At 65.0% G+C, this 22865-nt stretch carries 18 protein-coding genes; 5 read left to right on the forward strand and 13 right to left on the reverse strand.

Annotated elements, in window-relative coordinates:
- Nucleotide 1: 1 nt before the first annotated feature.
- The 3 genes from phnY to KHO22_RS22795 all read right to left on the reverse strand — a co-directional run bounded on the left by phnY (nt 2) and on the right by KHO22_RS22795 (nt 3569).
- Nucleotides 2–1465, reverse strand: coding sequence for a phosphonoacetaldehyde dehydrogenase (phnY, locus tag KHO22_RS22785; RefSeq protein ID WP_211949448.1), 1464 nt, complete (start codon nt 1463–1465; stop codon nt 2–4).
- A 63-nt stretch (nt 1466–1528) separates the two neighbouring features.
- Entirely contained in the window at nt 1529–2797 is a 1269-nt protein-coding gene (gene phnA / locus KHO22_RS22790; RefSeq protein ID WP_211949449.1) for a phosphonoacetate hydrolase, read from the reverse strand.
- 73 nt (nt 2798–2870) lie between these two features.
- A complete protein-coding gene (locus tag KHO22_RS22795) occupies nt 2871–3569 on the reverse strand; it encodes a phosphonate utilization associated transcriptional regulator (RefSeq protein ID WP_211949450.1) in 699 nt (232 codons plus the stop codon).
- Between the two features lie 363 nt (nt 3570–3932).
- On the opposite strand from KHO22_RS22795, the gene KHO22_RS22800 reads away from it, so the two are divergent.
- Entirely contained in the window at nt 3933–5069 is a 1137-nt protein-coding gene (locus tag KHO22_RS22800; protein ID WP_211949451.1) for a 2-aminoethylphosphonate--pyruvate transaminase, read from the forward strand.
- Nucleotides 5070–5150: 81 nt separating this feature from the next.
- On the forward strand, nt 5151–6002 hold the full coding sequence (locus KHO22_RS22805; protein WP_211949452.1) for an EamA family transporter: 852 nt from the start codon (nt 5151–5153) through the stop codon (nt 6000–6002).
- Nucleotides 6003–6038: 36 nt separating this feature from the next.
- Here KHO22_RS22805 and KHO22_RS22810 read toward each other — a convergent pair whose 3' ends face one another.
- A complete protein-coding gene (locus tag KHO22_RS22810; protein WP_211949453.1) occupies nt 6039–7046 on the reverse strand; it encodes a Bug family tripartite tricarboxylate transporter substrate binding protein in 1008 nt (335 codons plus the stop codon).
- Between the two features lie 61 nt (nt 7047–7107).
- The gene (gene gudD / locus KHO22_RS22815) at nt 7108–8469 is read right to left on the reverse strand and encodes a glucarate dehydratase (RefSeq protein ID WP_211949454.1); all 1362 of its coding nucleotides are present in this window, start codon (nt 8467–8469) and stop codon (nt 7108–7110) included.
- Between the two features lie 185 nt (nt 8470–8654).
- On the opposite strand from gudD, the gene KHO22_RS22820 reads away from it, so the two are divergent.
- Nucleotides 8655–9392 carry a FadR/GntR family transcriptional regulator gene (locus KHO22_RS22820; RefSeq protein WP_211949455.1) on the forward strand — a complete coding sequence of 246 codons (738 nt, stop codon included), beginning with the start codon at nt 8655–8657 and terminating at the stop codon, nt 9390–9392.
- 140 nt (nt 9393–9532) lie between these two features.
- Nucleotides 9533–11110 (forward strand): aldehyde dehydrogenase (NADP(+)), encoded by a 1578-nt coding sequence (locus tag KHO22_RS22825; RefSeq protein WP_211949456.1) that lies wholly within the window; start codon nt 9533–9535, stop codon nt 11108–11110.
- A gap of 105 nt (nt 11111–11215) precedes the next feature.
- Here the strand turns inward: KHO22_RS22825 and KHO22_RS22830 are convergent, their stop codons facing one another.
- The 6 genes from KHO22_RS22830 to KHO22_RS22855 all read right to left on the reverse strand — a co-directional run bounded on the left by KHO22_RS22830 (nt 11216) and on the right by KHO22_RS22855 (nt 18335).
- The gene (locus KHO22_RS22830; protein ID WP_230426970.1) at nt 11216–12370 is read right to left on the reverse strand and encodes a sensor domain-containing diguanylate cyclase; all 1155 of its coding nucleotides are present in this window, start codon (nt 12368–12370) and stop codon (nt 11216–11218) included.
- A 554-nt stretch (nt 12371–12924) separates the two neighbouring features.
- The gene (locus tag KHO22_RS22835) at nt 12925–13893 is read right to left on the reverse strand and encodes a Bug family tripartite tricarboxylate transporter substrate binding protein (protein ID WP_211949457.1); all 969 of its coding nucleotides are present in this window, start codon (nt 13891–13893) and stop codon (nt 12925–12927) included.
- Nucleotides 13894–13959: 66 nt separating this feature from the next.
- Complete coding sequence (locus KHO22_RS22840; RefSeq protein WP_211949458.1) at nt 13960–15300, reverse strand: NAD(P)H-dependent oxidoreductase; 1341 nt, start codon at nt 15298–15300, stop codon at nt 13960–13962.
- Nucleotides 15301–15332: 32 nt separating this feature from the next.
- On the reverse strand, nt 15333–17027 hold the full coding sequence (locus KHO22_RS22845; RefSeq protein WP_211949459.1) for an IlvD/Edd family dehydratase: 1695 nt from the start codon (nt 17025–17027) through the stop codon (nt 15333–15335).
- A 1-nt stretch (nt 17028) separates the two neighbouring features.
- The gene (locus tag KHO22_RS22850; RefSeq protein ID WP_211949460.1) at nt 17029–17955 is read right to left on the reverse strand and encodes an NAD(P)-dependent oxidoreductase; all 927 of its coding nucleotides are present in this window, start codon (nt 17953–17955) and stop codon (nt 17029–17031) included.
- Nucleotides 17952–18335: a VOC family protein gene (locus KHO22_RS22855; protein WP_211949461.1), complete on the reverse strand. Its 384-nt coding sequence runs from the start codon at nt 18333–18335 to the stop codon at nt 17952–17954. Before KHO22_RS22855 ends, KHO22_RS22850 begins: the two co-directional genes overlap by 4 nt.
- A gap of 134 nt (nt 18336–18469) precedes the next feature.
- On the opposite strand from KHO22_RS22855, the gene KHO22_RS22860 reads away from it, so the two are divergent.
- Nucleotides 18470–19384: a LysR family transcriptional regulator gene (locus KHO22_RS22860; protein ID WP_211949462.1), complete on the forward strand. Its 915-nt coding sequence runs from the start codon at nt 18470–18472 to the stop codon at nt 19382–19384.
- A 240-nt stretch (nt 19385–19624) separates the two neighbouring features.
- Here KHO22_RS22860 and garD read toward each other — a convergent pair whose 3' ends face one another.
- The gene (gene garD, locus KHO22_RS22865) at nt 19625–21214 is read right to left on the reverse strand and encodes a galactarate dehydratase (RefSeq protein ID WP_211949463.1); all 1590 of its coding nucleotides are present in this window, start codon (nt 21212–21214) and stop codon (nt 19625–19627) included.
- Between the two features lie 16 nt (nt 21215–21230).
- Entirely contained in the window at nt 21231–22610 is a 1380-nt protein-coding gene (locus KHO22_RS22870) for an MFS transporter (RefSeq protein ID WP_211949464.1), read from the reverse strand.
- Nucleotides 22611–22865: the final 255 nt, after the last annotated feature.

A 22865-nucleotide genomic window follows, 5' to 3' on the forward strand; every position in this document is an offset into this window, starting at 1 on the left:
TTCAGGCCCAGGGCAGCGTCACGGTCTTCAGGTTGGTGAAGCTCTTGGCCGCCTCCTGCACGCCCTCCTTGTAGCCCAGGCCCGAATCCTTGATGCCGCCGAACGGCGTCAGTTCGATCCGGTAGCCCGGCACCTCCCACAGGTTGACGGTGCCCACGTGCAGCGCATTGGCAATCCTGGTGAAATCGTCCATCCGATTCGTGCACACGCCCGACGACAAGCCGAAGGCCGTGCCGTTGGAGATGCGGATGGCATCGTCCACGTCCTTGAACGTGAGGATCGGCGAGACCGGGCCGAACGTCTCTTCAAGCACCACGGCCATCGACGGATCGACACGGTCGAGCACCGTCGGCGAGTAGCTGGCGCCATTGCGCTGGTTGCCGACCAGCAGGCGCGCGCCTTGCGCCACGGCTGCGTTCACGCGCGCCTCGAACAGCGCCGCGGCCTGTGCGTCGATCACGGTGCCCATGTCGACGCCGCGGTCCATCGGATCGCCGTAAGTCCATGCGCGAGTCTTCTCCACGACCAGTTCGGTGAAGCGCGCGGCCACGGCCTCATGCACCAGCATGCGCTTGACGGCCGTGCAACGCTGGCCGGAGTTCTTGTAGGAGCCCTGCACGGCCAGATCGGAGGCACGGTCCAGGTCGGCGTCATCGAGCACGATCAGCGGATCGTTGCCGCCCAGTTCCAGCACCACGCGCTTGTAGCCGGCCTTGCTGGCGATGTACTTGCCGATCGACACCCCGCCCGTGAACGTGACCAGGTCGACCGCCGGGTGCGTGATGAGCTCATCGGCAATCTCGCGCGGATCGCCGGTGACGACCTGCAGCATCTGCGGCGGCAGGCCGGCTTCGTAGAGCAGGTCGGCCAGGTAGTACGCCGACAGCGGCACCTTCTCCGACGGCTTGAGCACCATGCGGTTGTTGGTCGCAATGGACGGCGCCACCTTGTGCGCCACCTGGTTCATCGGGTGGTTGAACGGCGTGATGGCGCAGATCGCGCCCAGCAGCGGCTCGCGCTGCGTCATCACGCGGCGGCGCTTGCCGTGCGGCGTGAGGTCGCACGAGAACATCTGGCCGTCGTCGCGCAGCGTTTCGTTGGCGGCAAAGCCCAGCACGTCGGCCACGCGGCCGATCTCGTAAAGCGAGTCCTTCTTCGACAGGCCGGACTCCAGCGTGATCAGGTCCGAGGCCTCTTCGGTACGCTCGCGCAGCAGCGCGGCGGCGCGGTCGAGGATGGCCGCCCGCTCATAGCGGGTCAGCGTCGAGCGGTAGGCCTGCGCCACATCGTAGGCGCGGCGCACGTCCGCCACCGTGGCCTTGGGCACGGTGCCCACGAGCGAGCCGTCAAACGGGTTGCGCACTTCGATCACGCGCTCGCGAACGACCTTCTGGCCGTCGATGCGCAGGGCTTCGGCACGGAAATGGGGGCTGACAGCCTTGTCGGGAAACTGGGGGGCATTCATGGTCGGTCTCCGGAATTCGGTCACTGGGTGGAGGGTCAGTGCAGGTGGTTCAGTGCAGGTGGTTCAGTGCAGGTGATTCAGCGCGACATCGAAGATGTCGAAATTGCGCAGCACGGCCTTGCCGGGAATGCCGCCGGTGCTGCGGTTGAACACCAGCGGCACGGTCTGCTCGGACACGCCGCCGTGCGAGCGCAGCGGCGCATCGAGCCCGGACAGGTCGTGACGCGCGCGGGCGGTGCCCAGCACCACGTGCTTGTCGCTGACCACCACGAGGTCGCCCACACGGTCCGGCGGCAGCTCGAAACGGGCGCAGGCTGCGGCGTTGTCGAGCACGTCCTGCACGCCGGGCAGCGCCGCGAGCCGGGTGCGGATGGCCGGCAGGTCGGCATCCCCGGGCAGGTAGACCGTCGCGTAGGAACCGAGCGCGCCGTGGTGCACCACGTACGGGTCGGTGATCGGCAGGATCACGCGGGCGCCGCCGGCTTCCACGCCGCGGCCGAGCCAGGCGTCGAGCTGGTCCTGCAGGTAGACGACATTGGGGGCCCTGGTGGCTTCGTCATGCTTGGCGTTCATGCCGTGGTCGGCCGTCAGGGCCACCACGCAGCCCAGCGCTTCCAGGCGTGCCAGGTACTGGTCCATCATCGCGTAGAAGGCGTTGGCGCCATCGGTGCCGGGCGCGAACTTGTGCTGGATGTAATCGGTCGTGGACAGGTACATCAGGTCCGGGCGGCGCGTTTCCATCAGGCGCACGCCGGCCGCAAGGACGAATTCCGACAGCTCGGCGCTGTACACGTCGGGCACCGGCATGCCGACCAGTTCCAGCACGCCATCGATGCCGTTCTCTGCGACGGTGGCCTGGTCCGCCTTTTCCGACGAGAAGCAGATGCCGCGCATGCGGTGGCCCAGCAGGCGGCGCAGCTTGTCCTTGGCGGTGACCACGGCCACGCTCGCGCCGGCGTCGGCAAACGCGGCCAGGATGGTGCCGGCGCGCAGGTACTTCGGGTCGTTCATCATCACTTCCTCGCCCTTGCCGCCGTTGGCGGTGCGGTCGAAGAAGTAGTTGCCGCAGATGCCATGCACGGCCGGCGGCGCGCCGCACACGATCGACAGGTTGTTCGGGTTGGTGAAGGTCGGCACCACGCACCTGGCGCGGAATGCCGAACCTTCGGCGAGCAGGCGCTTCAGGTAAGGCGCCCGGCCGCTCGCGGCGGCAGCTTCGAGGTAATCGTACTCGCAGCCGTCCACGCAGACCACGACGACGGGTTGCTGCATCCAGCGGTAGGTGCGCTGGTTGACGGTGACGGTGCGGGCAGAGGCTTGGGTGTCGGGCATGGCGGTGTTGCGTGCAGAGGTGATGTTCCGGGTTCATTGCGCCTGGGCACGTGCTGCCGCCCGGCGCGTGGTATCAGGCCGTTCCCCGGGCAGGGTCGACCGCGGCATGCATGCGCGCGCGGCCGCTTTCGGCATGCCCGCGCATCAGGCGTGCGGCCAGGTCGGCATCGCGCGCGGCGATGGCCGAGACGATGTCGCGGTGCTCGCGCGTGGAATCGGGCATGGCCGCGTTGTTGCCGGAAAGCGCCTCGCGGCGGAACAACGTCAGTTCCTTGACCAGCCGCCGGTAGGTGTCGACCAGCTTGCCGTTTCCGGTCAGCTCGACCATGCGGTCGTGGAAGACCAGGTTCAGGCGTGTGTACGCGTCCACGTCGCGCGCCGCGCTCGCCTGCGTCAATCCCTCCACGAAGACGCGCAGTTCGCGCAGTCCTTCGGGCGTGATGCGCGCAGCCAGCGTGCGGCCCACATGCTCGTCGAGCACCGCACGCAGCTCATAGAGCTCATCGGCTTCCTGCAACGAGATGGCACGCACGAACACGCCGCGGTTCTTCTCCATGCGCAGCAAGCCGGCCTGCTCCAGCGCCCGGAAGGCCTCGCGTACCGGCCCGCGCGATACGCTGAGCTGCCCCGCCACTTCGATCTCGTTGAGCTTGGCGCCCGGCGCGAGCCCGCCGGACATGATCCGCGTTTCCAGTTCGCGCTGGACCAGCGTGGTCAGCGACTGGCTCTGCAGGATCGAGATTTCGCTCGCAAGCGGGACTTGGCCTGACATGAAGACTCCGGGTTCGGCGCCTCGGGCGCCACAGCAGATTACCTTTGCAGCGATTAGAGCAAGCGCCTTGTCTATTGTCAACAATCAACAAGCAATGCCAACAGAATCTGCCGACCCGGACACCAGTGGACGCACGCAAATCTACATATATCTCTTAATAAACAGATATTTGTGCCCGTTAAGAGAATTATAAACCACATACACACAACGCAACATTTTCACCATGTTGACACAAAATGCCAACTACAATGCCGTGGAAGCCGGCTGCTACGCCAGCCCGAATCCTCCAGTGGTGGCCACTGGCGGCCGCACACGGACACTGACCAGAGCAAACCTTCCTCCCCCAGAACCAGGAGCCCGAACATGATCCGAGGCAACGATCCGATCCTCCTCACCCCCGGCCCGCTCACCACATCGCTGGCCACCAAGCAGGCCATGCTGCGCGACTGGGGATCGTGGGACGCCACCTTCAACGCCATCACCGGCAGCCTGTGCGAGGACCTCGTGCGCATCGTCCACGGTGAAGGCACCCATGTCTGCGTACCGATGCAGGGCAGCGGCACCTTCGCGGTGGAAGCCGCCATTGCCAATGTGGTGCCGCGCGAAGGCAAGGTCCTGGTGCCGCAGAACGGCGCCTACTGCCAGCGCATCCTGAAGATCTGCAAGGTGCTCGGCCGCGAGCATGTCGAACTGCCTGTCCCCGAAGACCAGCCCGCCACGCCGGCCGCGATCGAGGCCGCGCTGGCGCGCGACCCGTCCATCACGCATGTGGCGCAGGTGCATTGCGAAACCGGCGCAGGCGTGCTCAACCCGCTGCCCGAGATTGCCGCGCTGTGCGCGCGCCTCGGCAAGGGCCTGATCGTCGATGCGATGAGCTCGTTCGGCGCGATTCCGATCGACGCGCGCACCATGCCGTTCGACGCGCTGGTCGCGGCCACCGGCAAGTGCATCGAGGGCGTGCCGGGCATGGGTTTCGTACTGATGAGAAAGACCGTGCTGGAAGGCTGCCAAGGCAACAGCCATTCACTGGCGCTGGACCTGTACGACCAGTACAGCTATATGCAGAAGACCACGCAGTGGCGCTTCACGCCGCCCACGCATGTGGTGGCGGCCTTCCGCGCGGCGCTGGACCAGTTCCTCGAAGAAGGCGGCCAGCCGGTGCGCGGCGCGCGCTACCGCCGCAACTATGAAACTCTGGTGCGCGGCATGGCGGAGCTGGGCTTCCGGCCGTTCCTGTCGCCGGACGTGCAGGCGCCCATCATCGTCACGTTCCACGCGCCTGCCGACGCGCGCTATGACTTCCGGACCTTCTATGAAAAGGTGCGCGCGCGCGGCTACATCCTGTACCCGGGCAAGCTGACCCGGGTCGAGACGTTCCGCGTGGGCTGCATCGGCGCGATCGACGACAACGAGATGCGCAATGTCGTCACGGCGATCGGCGAGGCGCTGCGGGAAATGGGCATCGACATGCGGCCCGGGGCGCTGGTGCGGGCGGCCTGACCCCGCTCGTTTTCAGCGCGCTCTTCTCCCCTCCGGCGGGTGAAGCGCGAACCCTGCCAGCGTCACTGACATACCCCATACATGCCCCTTCCCGCCGACTTCCCAGGCATGGCGTTCGCAGCCGTCATGCTTTCCGCGCTGATGCACGCCTCCTGGAACGCCATCGTCAAGGTCGGTGGCGACCGGCTTTCGTCGATGGCGCTGATCGACACGTTCTGCCTGCTGGTCGCGGTGCCTCTGCTGTTCTTCGTGCCGCTGCCCGCGCCGCAGGTATGGCCGTTCCTGCTGGCCACGGTGGCACTGGAGGTGGGATACAAGCTGTCGCTGGTGGCAGCCTACGACCGCGGCGATTTCAGCCAGGCCTATCCACTGATGCGCGGTTCGGCACCGATGATGGTCGCGATCCTGCTGCTGCTGACCGGCAGCGAACGCCTGGGGCCTGGCGGCTATGCCGGCATCGCGCTGATCTGCTGCGGGCTGGTCAGCCTGGTGCGCTGGCGGCAGCAGGCGCCAGACCTGCTCGGTTTCGCGCTGCTGGCGGGCGCCTGCCTGGCCGGGGGCACGGTTATCGACGGCACGGCCGTCAAGCGCTACGGCGAGGTCTTCACCTATATCGTCTGGCTGCAGGCCATGTCGCACGTATTCATGCCGTCCTACGCCTTCGTCCGGCGCGGCCAGGCACTGGTGGCGCTGCTGCGCAGCGAGTGGAAGCGCGCCTGGATCGGCGGCATCAACCGCGTGGGCTCCTACGCGCTGATGCTGTGGGCGATGACGCTGGCACCGGTGGCCAAGCTGGCGGCGCTGCGCGAATCGAGCGTCATCTTCGCCGCCCTGCTTGGCCACTTCCTGCTGCGCGAGCCGTTCGACCGGCGCCGGCTTGCCGCCACGGCGCTGGTCCTGGCAGGCATCATCACGCTGCAGCTGGCGCGGTAGCGCCCCGTGGCACCCCGGCAGCGCCGCAGTGTCGCCTTACTCGATGGTGATCTTGCCCTGCTCGATCACCGTCTTCCAGCGCCTGAGTTCCTGGTTCTCGAACTGCGCGAACTGCTCGGGCGTATTCGCCACCACCTCGAAGCCGCTCTCGGCCAGCTTGTCGCGCATCTTCGGCTCGTTGAGCGCGCCGACCAGCGCGCCGTGCAGGCGGCTCTTCACGTCGGCCGGCAGGCCGCGCGGCGCCGCCACGCCCTGCCACGAATAGACCTCCACATCCTTCACGCCGCCTTCGGCCATGGTCGGCACGTTGGGCAGCACCGCGGCGCGCTTGTCCGACGTCACCGCCAGTGCGCGCAGCTTGCCGCTGCGGATGTGCTGCAGCACCGCGTTGATGTTCTGGAAGGACACATCGACCTGTCCGGCCAGCAGGTCGGAGATGGCCGGCGCACCGCCCTTGTACGGTACGTGCAGGCCTTCGGTGCCGCTCTTCTGCCAGAACAGCGCCGCGGTCAGGTGGTCCGACGAACCGGCGCCCGAGGTCGCGAAGGCGACCTTGCCCGGGTTCTTCTTCATGTAGCCGACCAGTTCCTGCACGGTCCTGGCAGGGAAGTTCGGGTTGGCCACCAGCACATTGGGGGCCCGTACTGCCACGGTGAGCAGGTCGAAGTCCCTGGCCGGGTCATAGGACAGGTTCTTCTGCAGGAACGGATTCACCGCATAGACGCCGATCGACGCCACCATCATCGTGTAGCCATCCGCCGGCGCGCGCTTGACGAAGGTCGCGCCGATCGCGCCTGTGGCGCCCGGGCGGTTATCCACGACGAAGGGCTGGCCCAGCTTTTCATTGAGCGGCACGGCCAGCATGCGCGCGATGGTGTCGGTCGAGCCGCCCGCCGGGAACGGCACCACCACCGAAACCGGCTTCTGCGGCCAGGACGGGCTGGCCGCAATGGCAGCGCCCCCTGCCACGGTCAAGGCCGCCACAGCCGCCAAGACCATGCCCGCGCCGGCACATCGGCGCAGCAGCGTGGAAAGATCGATCATTGTTGTCTCCGATTGGTTCTTGTCTTGCACTGCTTGTTCGAGATCGCGACCCACGCATCCCTCAGCGAACCATGCAGGGCGCCTTGTTGTTGAACTTCCAGCCCGGGATCAGGAACTGCATGGCGATGGCGTCGTCGCGCGCGCCTAGTCCCTTTTCCTGGTAGAGCGCGTGAGCGCGCGCCAGGGCGTCCATGTCCAGCTCCACGCCAAGGCCCGGCGTCTTCGGCACCTGCACCAGGCCGCCTTCGATCTTCAGCGGGTCGCGCGTGAGGTGCTCGCCGTCCTGCCAGATCCAGTGCGTGTCGATGGCGGTGACACGGCCCGGCGCGGCGGCGGCCACGTGGGTGAACATCGCCAGCGAGATATCGAAGTGGTTGTTGGAATGCGAACCCCAGGTCAGGCCCCACTCGGCGCACATCTGCGCCACGCGCACCGAGCCCTGCATGGTCCAGAAGTGCGGGTCGGCCAGCGGGATGTCCACCGACTGCAGCCGCACCGCATGCCCCATCTGGCGCCAGTCGGTGGCGATCATATTGGTGGCGGTCGGCAGCCCGGTCGCCGCGCGGAACTCGGCCATGATCTCGCGCCCCGAGTAGCCGTCTTCGGCGCCGCACGGGTCTTCGGCGTAGGCCAGCACGCCGTGCTTGTCGCGGCACAGGCGGATGGCGTCCTTCAGCAGCCAGCCGCCGTTCGGGTCGAGCGTGACGCGCGCCTTCGGGAAGCGCTCGTGCAGCGCGATGATCGCCTCCATTTCCTCGTCGCCGCTCAGCACGCCGCCCTTGAGCTTGAAGTCGTTGAAGCCATAGCGCTCGTAGGCGGCCTCGGCCAGGCGCACGACGGCCTCGGGCGTCATGGCCTCTTCATTGCGCAGGCGGAACCACGCGTTGTCGGCACCCGGTTCGGTGCGGTAGCCGAGCGTGGTGCGGCGGCGGTCGCCGATATAGAACAGGTAGCCAAGCATTTCCACCGCGTCACGCTGCTGGCCTTCGCCCAGCAGGGCCGCCACGGGCACCTGCAGGTGCTTGCCGAGCAGGTCCAGCAACGCGGCTTCCAGCGCCGTCACGGCGTGGATGGCGATGCGCAGGTCGAAGGTCTGCAGGCCTCGGCCGCCGGCATCGCGGCCGGCAAAGGCGGCGCGCGCGCGGTTGAGCATGGCCTGGTACTGGCCAATCGGCTGCCCCACCACGAGTTGCCGCGCATCTTCCAGCGTCTGGCGGATGCCCTCACCGCCCGGCACTTCGCCCACGCCGGTGTTGCCCGCGCTGTCGCGCAGGATGACGATATTGCGCGTGAAGTACGGGCCATGCGCGCCCGACAGGTTCATCAGCATGCTGTCGTGGCCGGCGACCGGCACCACGGTCAGTTCAGTCACGACCGGCGTGGCGGCGTTGTTGCCATGGATGGCGGCTTGCGAAGCGTTCATGCGGGCTGTCTCCGGAATCTGATTGGTATTCGTTGGCGCAGCGGCTTGGGCTGCGGCATATATCGTCGGCTGCGCATCGCAGACTGCAGCATACGTTATCAGTCGTCGTATAACTTACAACCGAGTATAATGACCCTATTCTGGCCAGGTCAAGGCCGCAATTTCCCTACGCCCTGCCCACGCTCATGCCCGACGCCCAGATGATTCCTCCCGCACCCCTGCGCCGCCGCGGCCGCACGCTGGCCGAGGAAGTGGTGAGCGGCCTCACCGAGCGCATCAGCCAGGGCCAGCTCAAGCCCGGCGACAAGCTGCCCACCGAGTCCGAGGTCATGGCCAGCTTCGGCGTGAGCCGCACCGTGGTACGCGAAGCGCTGTCGCGCCTGCAGGCCAGCGGGCTGGTGGAAACGCGCCATGGCATCGGTACGTTCGTGCTGGCGCGTCCGGCGGAAACGCCCTCGCCCTTCCGCATCGACCCCGCGACCATGGGCACCGCCATGGACGTGCTGGCCATGCTGGAATTCCGCGTCAGCCTGGAGGCCGAGGCGGCCGGGTTGGCCGCGACGCGCCGCAGCGACGAGCAGCTTGCCACCATGCGCCGTGCGCTCGACGCCATGAAACGTGGCGCCACCGAAGGCAGCGATTCCGTCGGGGCGGATTTCGAATTCCACCTGTCCATCGCCCGCGCCACCGGCAACCGCTATTTCACCGACATCATGGGCCACCTGGGCACCATGCTGATCCCGCGCAGCCGCCTGCAGGTGAATAGCCAGGAACGTGCCCAATACCTGGAACGCGTGCATATCGAGCACGAGAACATCTACGACGCCATCGAGCGCCACGACCCCGAAGGCGCCAAGGCCGCCATGCGCATGCACCTGACCAACAGCCGCGAGCGCCTGCGCAAGGCTTCCGCCGCCGCCTGAACGACTGGCGGCCGGCGCGGTTGCGGTCAGTCGCCTCATGTCATATGATGTCTTACGAGATTTGCGACGGATCCCCGGCGCGGATCCGGTCAGTTTGACGGCGACCTCCGCACCCTTCTTCCCTTTGCAGGAAACCCAACATGACGATTACCGGCGAAATGCTGATCGGCGCGAGCGCCGTGCGCGGCACCGACGAACCCTTCCATGCCATCAACCCGGCCACTGGCGAGACCCTGGAACCGGTCTTCCACGGTTCCGCCAGCGCCGACGTGGCGCGTGCCTGCGAACTGGCCGAAGCGGCGTTCGATACCTTCCGCGCGACCACGCCGGAGCAGCGCGCGAGCTTCCTGGAAGCGATTGCCAACCAGATCGAAGCGCTCGGCGACGCGCTGATCGAACGCGCCCATGCCGAGAGTGCGCTGCCGATCGCCCGCCTGCAAGGCGAGCGTGGCCGCACCACGGGCCAGCTGCGCCTGTTCGCCACGGTGCTGCGCGCCGGCCGCTGGCAGGCCGCAACGCTCGACAGCGCCCTGCCCGAGCGCACCCCGCCGCGGCCCGACCTGCGCATGCAGAAAATCGCGATCGGACCGGTGGCCGTGTTTGGCGCCAGCAACTTCCCGCTGGCATTCTCCGTGGCCGGCGGCGATACCGCCTCGGCCCTGGCGGCCGGCTGCCCGGTGGTGGCCAAGGCGCATCCCGCACACCCCGGCACGTCCGAACTGGTCGGCCGCGCGATCCGCAAGGCCGTGGCCGAGGCGGGCCTGCCGGAAGGCGTGTTCTCGTTGCTGACCGGCGCCGGCCACACCGTGGGCACGGAACTGGTGGCCCATCCGGCGATTCAGGCCGTGGGCTTCACGGGCTCGCGCACCGGTGGCCTGGCGCTGATGCAGGTCGCCAGCAACCGCGCCCAGCCGATTCCGGTCTATGCGGAGATGAGCAGCATCAACCCGGTCTTCCTGCTGCCCGAAGCGCTGGCGGCACGCGGCGAAGCCATCGCGCGCGACCTGGCCGATTCGCTGGTGCTCGGCGTCGGCCAGTTCTGCACCAACCCCGGCCTGCTGCTCGCACTGGAAGGCCCGGCACTCGACAAGTTCCGCGCGTCGGCCGGCGCCGCCCTGACGGCCAAGCCGGCCGGCACCATGCTGACGCCGGGTATCCAGCACGCGTTCGAACAAGGCATCGGCAAGCTGTCGAGCATCCATGGCCTCGCGCGTACCGCGAGCGGCCAGGCCAGCACGGGCCCCAACCAGGCCTGCGCGGCGGTCTTCGAGACCACGGCGCAACACTTCATCGCCGACCCGCGCATGCATGCCGAGGTGTTCGGGCCGTCCACCGTACTGGTGGCCTGCCGCGATATCGGGGACATGCTCGCCGTCACGCGCGAACTGGAAGGCCAGCTGACCGCGACCGTACAGGCTGACCGGGGTGACTACGCGTTGGCCGGGCAACTGCTGCCGGTGCTGGAACGCAAGGTAGGCCGCGTGCTCTTCAACGGCTATCCGACCGGTGTGGAAGTGTCGTACGCCATGGTCCACGGCGGGCCCTTCCCGGCCACGTCCGACACGCGCACGACCTCGGTCGGCACCACGGCAATGGACCGCTTCCTGCGCCCGGTGTGCTACCAGAACGTGCCTGCCGAACTGCTGCCGGCCGCGCTGCAGGACGGCAATCCGCTGGCGCTGTGGCGGCTAAAGGACGGCGAGCCGGCGCGCGCCTGAGCTTGCCGGGCAGGTTCAGCACAGCACATCGAGCAGCGCAAACAACCCGGCGTCCGCCCTGGCCGCCGAGTGCGAGCGCCGGACGCTGCGGCAGCCGGCGAGCCATCACTCAGGGCATGCGCAGCTGGCATCGGTCCGCGCAAAGAGCACGGATCGATTGCGTCCGCCCGATTTCGCCAGGTACAAGGCCTTGTCTGCCTGGTCGATCAGATGCTCCGGGCTCACCGCCTTGTCTGTCGTACCCGCCACCCCGACCGACAGCGTCACGACGGCGCCGTCGATGGCGATGACCGTCCCGGGCACGCAGACTTTCTGCCGGTACCACTCTGCCCGGCGCATGGCGGCATCGGCTTCCATGCCGGGCAGGAGCACCAGGAACTCTTCGCCGCCATAGCGGCACACCACGTCACCGGCGCGCGCCTGCTGTTGCAGGAGCGAGGCCACGTGCCGCAGTACCTGGTCCCCGGCCGAGTGGCCATGGCGGTCGTTGATCTGCTTGAAATGGTCGATATCGAGCAGCAGCACCGCCACGGACTGGTCCGTCCTGGCGCCCGGGCCAAATTCCCGCCGGAGCGAGTCGTTGAGGTAGCGCCGGTTGTACAGGCCCGTCAACGGATCCCGGTTGGCCTGCTCGGTGAGCTGGGCCTGCAGCGCCTGCACGGCCTCGAGCTGGCCCTGCAACGCCTGCTCGCTCAGCTTCAGCTTGTGTCGCGTCTCGCTCAGGCTCAGCGCGCGGAAATAGGCGCCTCGGGCAAACAGCAGCAGATAGACCGACAGACACGCCATGCTCAGGGCCGTGACCGGCATCGTCGTATCGGGTTCGAACTTCAGTCCGAACCAGGCGACCGACACGGCGGCCCCTGCCGCCGACAAGCCGGCCGCCTGCAGCGCCCCGCGAAAGCCGCGGAACGCCGCCAGGTTGATGCACCCGCATATGACCAGCAGGAAGGTAATCCATAGCGGAAAGCCCAGCCAAGCGGTCCACAGGCCGAAGCACCAGTCATCCAGGCGCAGGTTATGGATCTCGGCTTCGAGCGGGTCGCGCGCATGCCTGGCTACCAGGTAGACCACGTGCGGATAGACCAGGAACTGGAGCGACATCAGCACCCATGCCATCGCGCCCTGGCCCGTGGCATGGAAATGCACGGCAAAAATCAGGAAGACAATCCACCACGACGCCGTGCGATTGCGGTGGTTCATCTTCACCACCCAATGCACTGCGCCGGGCCGGCTCTGGTTCGTATTGTCGATGGTCTGCAAGTCCCCTTCCCCCAGTCCCTCCCCTTGCGGCAGTCATCTGCGCCCCGGACCGATGCAGCCCGGGCGAATCCGCCCGTCCTGCCCGCACGGGGTACGCGACCTTTCAAGGCGTCGCGACTGGGGAGTAGTACCGCGAGAATATCAGGGAGTTGGGCGTGCGCAGCACCCCGCAACGCGGGACGGGCGTTCGCGGGAACGAAGGCGATCCCGGACACCGCTGGCACGCGGGTGCACCTCGGCAAGTTCCGCCGGAAATCCACCCCGACCAAAGGAGGGAGATGAAGCGCCTGTTTTCCGCCGCCAGCGGCGGCGGCGGCGGCAGACTGATTCCTGGACCTTTCTAATAGGACGGGTGCTCAACCCGTCCCTCGTTTAAACCAATTCGCTGGCTTTCATGTACAAATAAAGCGTTTCGTTGGATTTCAAGCAGCGGGAGCCGCCTGAGTCGAAGTGACGCGCCTTCGAATATCGGACCGTGGCGTTGACAACCACGCCCCCAATGCGAGGGTATCAAGGGGTTGCCTTCATCGCTGCTGCCCCCTCAGAAGTTATTGTTATTCAGCTGTGATTTTCCCATCCTTAATCACCTTCGCCCAGGTAGCAAGTTCCTGGGTCACGAATTTGTCCAGAGTCGGAGGGTCCATGTAGGCAGCAAAGCCACCCTGCTCCTCAACCTTCTTCTTGTACTCGGGGCTTTCCACGATTTTCCGAATCGATGTGGAGAGCTTCTTGACGATGTCCGGCGGTGTGCCTGCCGGAGCGAATACCGCGAACCAGGACTCCACGTTGTAGCTTGGCAGGCCCGCTTCAGCAGAAGTTGGGACATCGGGCATCGAAGGATGGCGCTTAAGCCCCGTGTAAGCCAGTGCCTTGATTTTTCCGGCCTTGACCTGGCCGATTACCGATGGCGGTGTCGTCACGAACATGTCGACCTGGCCGCCAATGAGGTCGCTCACCACCGGGCCGGCACCCTTGTACGGGACGTGTGTTACCGGGACCTGCGCTTGGTTGCCGAACATGACGCCTGCGATATGCTGGATGGAACCATTGCCCGATGACGCGAAGAACAAGCCTCGATTGTCCTTCTTGCCAAAGGAAATCAGGTCGCGCAGGTTCTGCGCTGGAATCTTGCCGCTGACAGCGATGACATGCGGGGCACGCATCACCAGCGCTACAGATGCGAAGTCCTTAGGTTTCCAACGCGCCTGGGGAAAGAGCGCCGGATTTCCCACGTGATAGCCGGAATACTGCATCAGGAGCGTGTAGCCATCTGGCTTGGCTCGTGCGACAGCTTCCGTGCCAATGTTGCCGCTGGCGCCCGGCCGGTTCTCAATCACGATGGGCTGCCCCAAGTCCTTGGCGAGCTGCTCGCCGATGAGCCGCGCAACGATATCGGTCGACCCGGCGGGTGCGCTCGGGACAATCATCGTGACAGGCTTGCCGGGATAGGCGTCCGCAGCGAACACCGGCCATACAGCCGCCAGTATGAGAGCCGTCACAGCGGCCTTAACGCTCCATTTCATTTTTTGTCTCCTATTGATGTATATGCCGGAAGGCATTGCCATCCCGGCCGTGTCACCGGTTGTCCGTCACTTCCGGAACAGCGCTTCCATCTCTTTCCGAACGCGGTACGCCGGTTGCTCAGCGTCGATGAACACGTCCTCCCACGTTAGGGACTGGTCCTTGGGTACATCGCGACGCAGCTTCAGGTGATGGGCCAGACCCAAAGGCAGACTGCCGACACGGAGCGACTCCTTTGCAGGGAAGAGCTTGCCAAATACCGTGTAGCCGCCTTCGCCATCGAGCATCTCCCCTGCCTTCAAGTCCCGCTTTGCGGTTGCGACAACATCTGCATTGAAGTGCTGGCCTACGCCGGTGGGCTCGCGGCGCAGTCCCACGCTCGCCACGGAGACGCCGAGCTCCAGGCCGATGAGGTGCCATTTCTTGTACTGCACCATGCACTGGCCGTTGGGGTCGGTGAAGACCTGGTATTCCTTGAAGCAGCGGCGAATGTACTCGGTCGGTGCCTCAATGCAGACCCAGACACCCTTACGGATGTCGTAGCCCACGGACGTACCATCGGTGTTCAGCGATGACACCACGTCGACTACCCCCTTCTCCGACAGCACACCGCCATCCGACTTGAGCCGCATGACCGTGGGAATCTGCTCGACGGAAGCCGGTGCAAAGGTGATACCTTCCGCCTGCACCTGAAGACCGGTGGCATTCGCAATGGCAGTGCTTTCGATAGCCGGCTTGGAGCCATCGAGGAAAGCATTGAACATCTTCGGGTTCATGCCACCGATGCGCGCCTGCTCGGCCGTCACGCCCCAGTGGTCCCAGACGGTATCGGGCGTCGATTCGCGGAACTTGGGCAGCCACTTGTGGCCACGCCCCGCGGCGACGATAGGGAACCCACAAGTGCGAGCCCAATCCACCAGTTCGCAAGCCAAGCCTGGTTGGTCACCATAGGCCAAGGAGTACACCACTCCAGCCTCGCGGGCACGGTGGGCCAGCAGCGGGCCGCAAAATGCATCGGCTTCGACCGTTACATTGATGACGTGCTTGCCGTGCTTGAACGCTGCGAGACAGTGGTCGACCGCAGCAATGGGGTTACCCGTACATTCAATGATGATGTCAACGCCAGGATGCGCCACAAGCGCTTCCCAATCATCGCCGACGTGCGTCGAGCCTGTGCGTACCGCGTCGTCCAGCGACGCTGCCTTAGCGCGACCAGGTTCCCAACCAACTCGCTCAAGGCTGGCGTGGGCGTTTGCCGGCACAAGGTCGGCAATCCCGACCATGTGCACGCCTGGAGTGCGAGGTACCTGCGCCAGGTACATCGAGCCAAACTTCCCTGCGCCAATGAGGCCAACGCGCACGGGCTTTCCTTGCTCGGCACGCGCGAGCAACTGAGGATAGAAATTCATGGTCCAATCCAGTAAGGTGGAAACTAAATGCGTCAGCTACGGGACTGGGCGAGGAAGTCCAGGTCGCAGCCTTCAGGGGCTTGCAGTACGGTGCGCTGATAGAGCTCCTGATAGCCACCGCGTTTCTGAGGCAGTGGCTTGCGCTCGGCAAGGCGGCGCGCGATTACTTCAGGTTCGACCAGCAACTCGATGCTCTTTTGAGACACCGACAAGCGAATCCGGTCGCCATTGCGCACCGCTTCCAGGGGGCCACCGGCCGCCGCTTCAGGAGACACGTGCAGAACGATGGTTCCGTAGGCGGTACCGCTCATGCGTGCATCCGAGATACGCACCATGTCCTTCACGCCAGCCTTTGCGAGCTTCGAGGGAATGGGAAGGTAGCCGGCTTCCGGCATCCCCGCGGCCAGCGGACCAGCGTTCTTCAGCACCAGGATGTCGTCAGCGGTGACGTCGAGGTCGGGCGAATCCACCCGGTTTGCCAGGTCTTCCAGACCCTCGAACACCACGGCACGACCTTCCTTCTCAAAAAGAGCAGGCGTTGCGGCAGCGCGCTTGAAGATTGCGCCGTCGGGTGCAAGACTGCCATGCAGCGCAATCAGGCCGCCCACATTGCTTACCGGTTCGTCGAAGGACCGGATGACTTTTCGGTCAACCCAGCCAGCTGGTTCGTCAAGGCGTTCGCGGAGCGTTCGGCCGTCAACGCTCAGGCAGTCCAGGTTCAGCAAGGGGCGCAGTTCGCGGAGCACCGCTCCCATACCGCCTGCGGCATGGAAGTCCTCCATGTAGCCCTCACCCACCGGTTTAAGGTCGACCAGTACCGGAGTTTCATCGGAAATCTCGTTGAGACGTTCCGGGCTGATGCGAATGCCGAGGCGACCAGCGACGGCAGTCAGGTGAATAATTGCGTTGGTCGAACCTCCCAGCGCCATCAGGATGCGAAAGGCATTTTCGACCGACTGTTCCGTCATGATTTGTGAAGGCAGGATGGGCGAATGTGCAAGCCGTACGGCTGCCTTGCCGGTCTCCTCAGCGGCCACCAGGCGTTGGGAATCCACTGCAGGAATTGCAGCCGTACCCGGCAGCGACATGCCCAGGGTCTCGGCGATGCATGCCATCGTGCTTGCGGTGCCCATGACAGCACAGGTGCCCGCGGTAGTAGCCAGACGTGTCTCTACGGTCTGGATTTCGCACTGGTCGATTTCCCCAGCGCGGAACTTGCCCCAAAACCGGCGGCAATCCGTACATGCGCCCAGTCGCTCACCTTTGTGCCGCCCTGTCGACATCGGGCCGGTGACCAGTTGGATGGCGGGGCGATTGGCAGAAGCAGCGCCCATCAGTTGGGCCGGCACAGTCTTGTCGCAGCCACCAATGAGCACGACCGCGTCCATCGGTTGCGCGCGAACCATCTCCTCGACGTCCATGGACATCAGGTTGCGGTACACCATGCTGGTCGGGTTGAGGAACACTTCACCCAGCGAAACCGTGGGGAACATGCGCGGCAGGCCGCCTGCAGCCAGCACGCCACGGGATACGGCCTCCACGAGTTGCGGCATGTAGCGATGACAGTTGTTGAAATCGCTGGGTGACGCAGCAATACCGATTACCGGTCGGGACAGCAGTTCACTTGAAATGCCCATCGAATGCGCCATCGAGCGGCGCAGGTAACGCGCAAAGTCGCGGTCACCATAGTTGGTCAATCCATTGTCGAGGCCAAGGGGTTCAGCCATGTTACTTCTCCGTGTGGGGTGCCGCGGCGCTGAACTGCACGGCTAGCATGTCTTCAAAGAATCGAGTCATCGAGCCCTTGTCGCTGGCTCCGTGGCCAGCCAAAAGGCTCATTTGGTAGGTGGCGGTGGCTGCAGCAAGCACCGGCATCGGGATGCAATGGCGAGCGCCTAGCTCGGCGGCGCTGACCAGGTCCTTGTAAGCGGCCTGGAGCGGATAGCCATCGCTGAAGTGGCGCGCCAGGATGCGAGGGAGGAAGAACTCCGACGCATAGCTGCGTCCCGTTCCACTGTTGATGACCGACGCAATCTTCTCCGCATCAAGCCCCATTCGCCGCGCCATCGGCAGAATCTCTGCAAGCGCCGCGCAGTTGATGTCAAAGAGCAGCTGGTTCACGAGCTTCGTCAGCTGTCCACTGCCGGCGTCTCCCATGAAGAGGATGTTGTTACCCATGCGCTCAAGCCATGGCCTCACCGTCTCGAACGTCTCCTTCGCGCCGCCACACATGACGGTGAGCGTGCCGGCTTCCGCGCGCGATTGCATTCCCGACACCGGAGCATCCAGGAACGCAAGATTGGCCGCGGCCAGACGCGAATGAATATCCAGCGTGGCGCCATGCTCCATGGTGCTGGTATCGACAACGATGGAGCCAGGACGAAGCAGGCTTGTCAGCCCGCCGTCACCAAACAGCACGTCGATCACTGCAGCGGTACCCGGCAGACTCAGAAACACAATCCGGGCGTCTGCCAGGCCAGCCAGAGAGTCGGACGTCGTGGCGCCGGCTGCCAGCATTTCGGAATAGGCGTCCTGTACCTTCGACGTGACGCGCAGGTCCGTGTCAGCGTGAATCAGATTGAGCGCCATCGGCTTGCCCATCTGGCCAAGGCCAACGAAGCCCACGATGGTGCGGTCGGATTTTGCGGCGGTCATGCGTCGGCCCTCTCGGAGATTTCAATCAGATTCAGGTCGGGGTCGCGCAGGTAAATCGAACGAATGCGGTAGTTGGCGCCGGTGCGGGCGACCGGCCCCTCGATGATGTGAGCGCCGCGGCCATTAAGTCGCGCGATGACTTCATCCAGCGGAATCGCCGCAATGAAGCAGAGGTCCAGAGCGCCTGGTACAGGCAGATGGGCTTTCGGCTCAAACTCCTTGCCCTTCACATGCAGATTGATTTTCTGCTCGCCGAACTTGAAGGCTTTGCGGCCTTCGCCGAATGTCTCGAGGGTCATTCCGAGCAGCCCAACGTAGAAGTCGACACACGCTTCCTCGTTGCTGGTCGTCAGGACAAGATGGTCCAAGTGATGAATCACCAGCGCCTCCTTCTTGCAATTTTGCGAATGAACCGAATGTATGCGCGCAGAAAGCAAGGGTGGAATTCCTAATTTCGCACACATCCTTCGCATTTTGCGAAGCCGCGGCCTGACGGGACTGCTAAGATGTGGCTATGTCACAGGAACTCATCAATCCCGCACGTGTTGATTTCGTCACACTCCGCCTATTCTGCGCGGTGGCGCAGATGGGCAGCATTACCAAGGGCGCGGAGCGGTGTAACTTGGCACTTTCAGCCGCAAGCAGGCGGATTTCTGACTTTGAGGCCGCTTCGAGGGCGGTACTCATGGAGAGGACTGTCCACGGCATTCGGCTGACGCCTGCTGGTCACGTTGCGCTTCAGCATGCGATGCGCCTTTTCCAGGGGTTCGAGCTTTTTAGCAATGAGCTCAGCGAGTACTCGAATGGCTCTCGGGGACATGTTCGGCTGTGGGCGAACATGTCCGCCCTGGTTGAATTTCTGCCTTCTGCACTTGAGAGCTTCTTGCACTTTTACCCCGATACACGTGTCGAGGTCGAGGAGCAACTCAGCGGTGACATTGTCCGTGCGGTGGTGGAAGGGGTGGCCGACGTGGGCATTTTCGTCGAAGGCGCGACGACGCACGGCCTGAACGTGCTTCCCTATCGGACCGACCGCCTAGTCGTACTTTGCTCAAAGACTCACCCTTTGAGCGAAGTAGACGAAATCGAATTCCGAAGCTGCCTTTCTTATGACTTCGTGGGCCTGAATCGCGGAAGCTCGCTGCTCAATACCATTTCGACTGCGGCACATGACATAGGCTTCCCTTTGCGGCTGCGCGTTCAAGTTAGAAGCTTTGATGCCATGTCCGAAATGATTGCTTCCAATCTGGGGATTGGCGTACTCCCCCTCGGAGCATGCTTTCGAAAGCTCGAGCCCCTGGGCTTGAAAGCTATCCGGCTCGTGGATAGCTGGGCAGAGCGAAGACTGCTGATTGCCACGAGCGCCTCCCGCGCTCTGTCGGGCTCAGCTGCCCTTCTCGTCGAGCATCTGGTTAAGACGCCTGGTTGAACGGCTAACTGGCGGTAAAGCCGCTGCTTCCCGACCGCCGCTTCATGCCCGCGCGCGACCTGCACGCTGCGCGGGGAGGATCTTCCGGGAGCCAGGAGGTAGCCCTCGAAAGGGCTCGTGCGTTGAGCACTACAAAAAATAAAGTAATTCGCTGGACTGAGCGCAATAAAGACAAATAATCGAACTGCCCAGCGAAAAACTAAAGCTGACAGCGGCGCTCCATGAAAGACGGGAACAGCCTCAGGTCACGGGCGCCGGATTGAATAACGCCAGCGCGTTGTGCAGCCTGTGGTGCTCGGCCCAGGTCTTCCGGCGGCCGCTGGCCACGTCGATCATCAGGTGGAACAGTTCCCAGCCCACGTCCTCGATGGTGGCTTCGCCCGTGGCGATGCGGCCCGCGTTGACGTCCATCAGGTCATGCCAGCGCCGAGCCAGGTCGCTGCGCGTCGCGACCTTGATGACCGGCACCTCGGCCAGGCCGTACGGCGTGCCGCGACCGGTCGTGAACACGTGCAGGTTCATGCCGGCGGCAAGCTGCAGCGTGCCGCAGATGAAATCGCTCGCCGGCGTGGCCGCGTAGATCAGCCCCTTCTGCTTGAGTTTCTCGCCCGGCGACAGCACGCCGGTGATCGGCGCACTGCCCGACTTGATGATCGAGCCCATCGCCTTTTCCACGATATTCGACAAGCCGCCCTTCTTGTTGCCGGGCGTGGTATTGGCGCTGCGGTCCACGCGGCCGCGTTCGAGGTAGCGGTCGTACCAGGCCATCTCGCGGATCATCGCCTCGGCCACTTCGGGCGTGGCGGCGCGCGCGGTGAGCTGGTCGATGCCGTCGCGCACTTCGGTGACCTCCGAGAACATCACGCTGGCGCCGGCACGCACCAGCAGGTCGGTGGCAAAGCCGACGGCGGGGTTCGCCGTCACGCCGGAGAACGCATCGCTGCCGCCGCACTGCACGCCGACCACCAGGTCCGATACCGGGCACGTTTCGCGGCGGCGCGCGTTCAGGCGCTCCAGGTGCGCCTCGGCCATCGTCATGATCGACGCGATCATCGATGCAAAGCCGACGTGCTGCTCATCCTGCAGGCAGACCACGCCGACCTGCACTTCGCCCGCGCCGGTCTGGATCGGGATGGTGCCCGCCGGCATCAGGCGGTCCGGCTGCAGCTTCTCGCAGCCGAGGCTGACCATCATCGCGATGCCGCCGAAGTTGGGGTTGAGCGCGATATTGCGCAGCGTGCGGATCGGGATGACGGCATCGGGCGCGTCGATGGCCACGCCGCAGCCATACGTGTGCTCCAGTCCGACCACGTCATCGACGTTGGGGTAGCGCGGCAGCAGTTCTTCGCGGATGCGCCGCACGGCGTGCTCGACCACGCCCGACACGCACTGCACGGTCGTGGTGATGGCCAGGATATTGCGCGTGCCGACCGAGCCGTCCGGATTGCGGAAGCCCTCGAAGGTATAGCCTTCCAGCGGCGGCAGCGGCGCCGGGACGCGCGTGCCGATCGGCAGATCGGTGAGGCCAGGCGCCACGGGCATCTCGATGACGCGCTCGTTGACCCAGCTGCCGCGCGGCAGGTCCTTCAGCGCGTAGCCGATCACCACGTTGTAGCGCACCACCGCATCGCCCTGTTTCAGGTCCGACAGCGCGACCTTGTGCCCCTGGGGCACGGCCTCGCGCAGGACCAGCCCGCACGGGAACCCGGTGCCGGCCGGCAGGCCGCCATCGTTGGCGACGATGGCCACATTGTCTTCCGGATGGATGCGGATATAGAGCGGAGCCTGGACCGGCTGGGCGGCCTGGCCGCGCGAATCGTGTTCTGACATGCTGTGCTTCCTGCGGTTATTGCGGGTGCCTGAGTTCCACGCGGCGAATGTCCTTGACGATCACCAGGTAGCTCAGCACCGTGACCAGTGCGTGGACCCCGACGAACACCAGGGCGCCAGTGAAGGAGCCGGTGACGCTCAGGATATAGCCGATCGCGATCGGCGTGACGATGCCGGCGATATTGCCGAACGTATTGAAGATGCTGCCCGCCAGGCCGATCACTTCCTTGGGCGCGGTGTCCGCCACCACGGCCCAGCCCAGCGCGCCGATGCCCTTGCCGAAGAAGGCCAGCGCCATGAAGCCGACCACCAGCCATTCGGCATCGACATAGTTGCAGGCAATCATGCTGACCGAAAGCAGCATGCCGGCCACGATGGGCACCTTGCGCGCCATGGTCAGCGAATGGCCGCGGCGCAGCAGCGCGTCCGAGATCATGCCGCCCAGCACGCCGCCAAGGAAACCGCAGATCGCCGGCAGCGACGCCACGAAACCCGCCTTGAGGATGGACATGCCGCGCGCCTGCACCAGGTACACGGGGAACCAGGTCAGGAAGAAGTAGGTGAGCACGTTGATGCAGTACTGGCCCAGGTACACGCCAGCCAGCATGCGGTTGCTCAGAAGCTGGCGCGCATAGAACCAGCCCGCCGGCGCCGCGGCCTTGCCGCTGGCGCGCGCGGCGCCTTCATTCATATGGATCAGGCCGCCGCCCTGCTCGATGTGCTCCAGCTCCGCGCGGCTGACCGCCGGATGGTCGGCCGGACTGCGCATGACCTTCAGCCACACGATGGCCAGCGCCATGCCGAACACGCCCATCCACATGTAGACGTGGTGCCAGCCCCAGCTGTGCGTCACCCACGCCATCAGCGGCGTGAACACCACCGCGGCAAAGTACTGGGCCGCGTTGAAGATGGCCGAGGCCGTGCCGCGTTCCGACGTGGGGAACCAGCTCGCCACCACCTTGGCGTTGGCCGGGAACGCCGGCGACTCGGCCAGGCCCACCGCAAAGCGCAGCATGAACAGCACCGTCATCACCGCACCCATCGAGGCGAACACGCCCACCCAGGCCTGCAGCAGCGTGAACACCGACCACAGGCAGATGCTCGCGGCATAGATGCGGCGCGCGCCAAAGCGGTCAAGCAGCCAGCCACCCGGAATCTGCGCCATGACGTAGGCCCAGCTGAAGGCGGAGAAGATATAGCCCATCTGCACGGCACTGAAGCCGAAGGCCTCGCGCATGGCGGGGCCCGTGATCGACAGCGTGGCACGGTCGGCATAGTTGACCGTGGTGACGATGAAGATCATCGCCAGGATCCAGTAGCGGACATTGGTGCGGCGCGCAGTGGCAGCGCTGCCGGCAGCGGCCGCCGAGGCGGCGGGAGTGGGACTTGCGTTCATCGGGTCTCCTCGTGGCCGGGCGCCAGGATGCTGGCATGACCGGATTGAGATATGTCGTCGTATGACTGAGATTATAAGGAGAGCACCTTCCGGACGTAGTGCGCGTTTACCCTGAAATTGCCGGGAATTTTTTGCTACGGGCTTTCGTCTTCCTTACAGTTACTAGGATTCCGGGGAATGATTGCCACCACGGGCGCCATTGTACTGCCGTCCAAGGGCGGGGTTTTCCCGGACATCTTCACTTTCCCCCTTGTC

This window comes from Cupriavidus yeoncheonensis (genome assembly GCF_905397275.1).
GTDB lineage: Bacteria > Pseudomonadota > Gammaproteobacteria > Burkholderiales > Burkholderiaceae > Cupriavidus > Cupriavidus yeoncheonensis.

Coding starts and splice junctions, on each gene's coding strand:
- KHO22_RS22845 (WP_211949459.1), bottom strand. CDS start 17,027: ATGGCTGAACCCCTTGGCCTCGACAATGGATTGACCAACTATGGTGAC.
- phnA (WP_211949449.1), bottom strand. CDS start 2,797: ATGCCCGACACCCAAGCCTCTGCCCGCACCGTCACCGTCAACCAGCGC.
- KHO22_RS22800 (WP_211949451.1), top strand. CDS start 3,933: ATGATCCGAGGCAACGATCCGATCCTCCTCACCCCCGGCCCGCTCACC.
- KHO22_RS22860 (WP_211949462.1), top strand. CDS start 18,470: ATGTCACAGGAACTCATCAATCCCGCACGTGTTGATTTCGTCACACTC.
- KHO22_RS22870 (WP_211949464.1), bottom strand. CDS start 22,610: ATGAACGCAAGTCCCACTCCCGCCGCCTCGGCGGCCGCTGCCGGCAGC.
- KHO22_RS22840 (WP_211949458.1), bottom strand. CDS start 15,300: ATGAATTTCTATCCTCAGTTGCTCGCGCGTGCCGAGCAAGGAAAGCCC.
- KHO22_RS22850 (WP_211949460.1), bottom strand. CDS start 17,955: ATGACCGCCGCAAAATCCGACCGCACCATCGTGGGCTTCGTTGGCCTT.
- garD (WP_211949463.1), bottom strand. CDS start 21,214: ATGTCAGAACACGATTCGCGCGGCCAGGCCGCCCAGCCGGTCCAGGCT.
- KHO22_RS22795 (WP_211949450.1), bottom strand. CDS start 3,569: ATGTCAGGCCAAGTCCCGCTTGCGAGCGAAATCTCGATCCTGCAGAGC.
- KHO22_RS22820 (WP_211949455.1), top strand. CDS start 8,655: ATGCCCGACGCCCAGATGATTCCTCCCGCACCCCTGCGCCGCCGCGGC.
- gudD (WP_211949454.1), bottom strand. CDS start 8,469: ATGAACGCTTCGCAAGCCGCCATCCATGGCAACAACGCCGCCACGCCG.
- KHO22_RS22810 (WP_211949453.1), bottom strand. CDS start 7,046: ATGATCGATCTTTCCACGCTGCTGCGCCGATGTGCCGGCGCGGGCATG.
- KHO22_RS22825 (WP_211949456.1), top strand. CDS start 9,533: ATGACGATTACCGGCGAAATGCTGATCGGCGCGAGCGCCGTGCGCGGC.
- KHO22_RS22805 (WP_211949452.1), top strand. CDS start 5,151: ATGCCCCTTCCCGCCGACTTCCCAGGCATGGCGTTCGCAGCCGTCATG.
- phnY (WP_211949448.1), bottom strand. CDS start 1,465: ATGAATGCCCCCCAGTTTCCCGACAAGGCTGTCAGCCCCCATTTCCGT.
- KHO22_RS22835 (WP_211949457.1), bottom strand. CDS start 13,893: ATGAAATGGAGCGTTAAGGCCGCTGTGACGGCTCTCATACTGGCGGCT.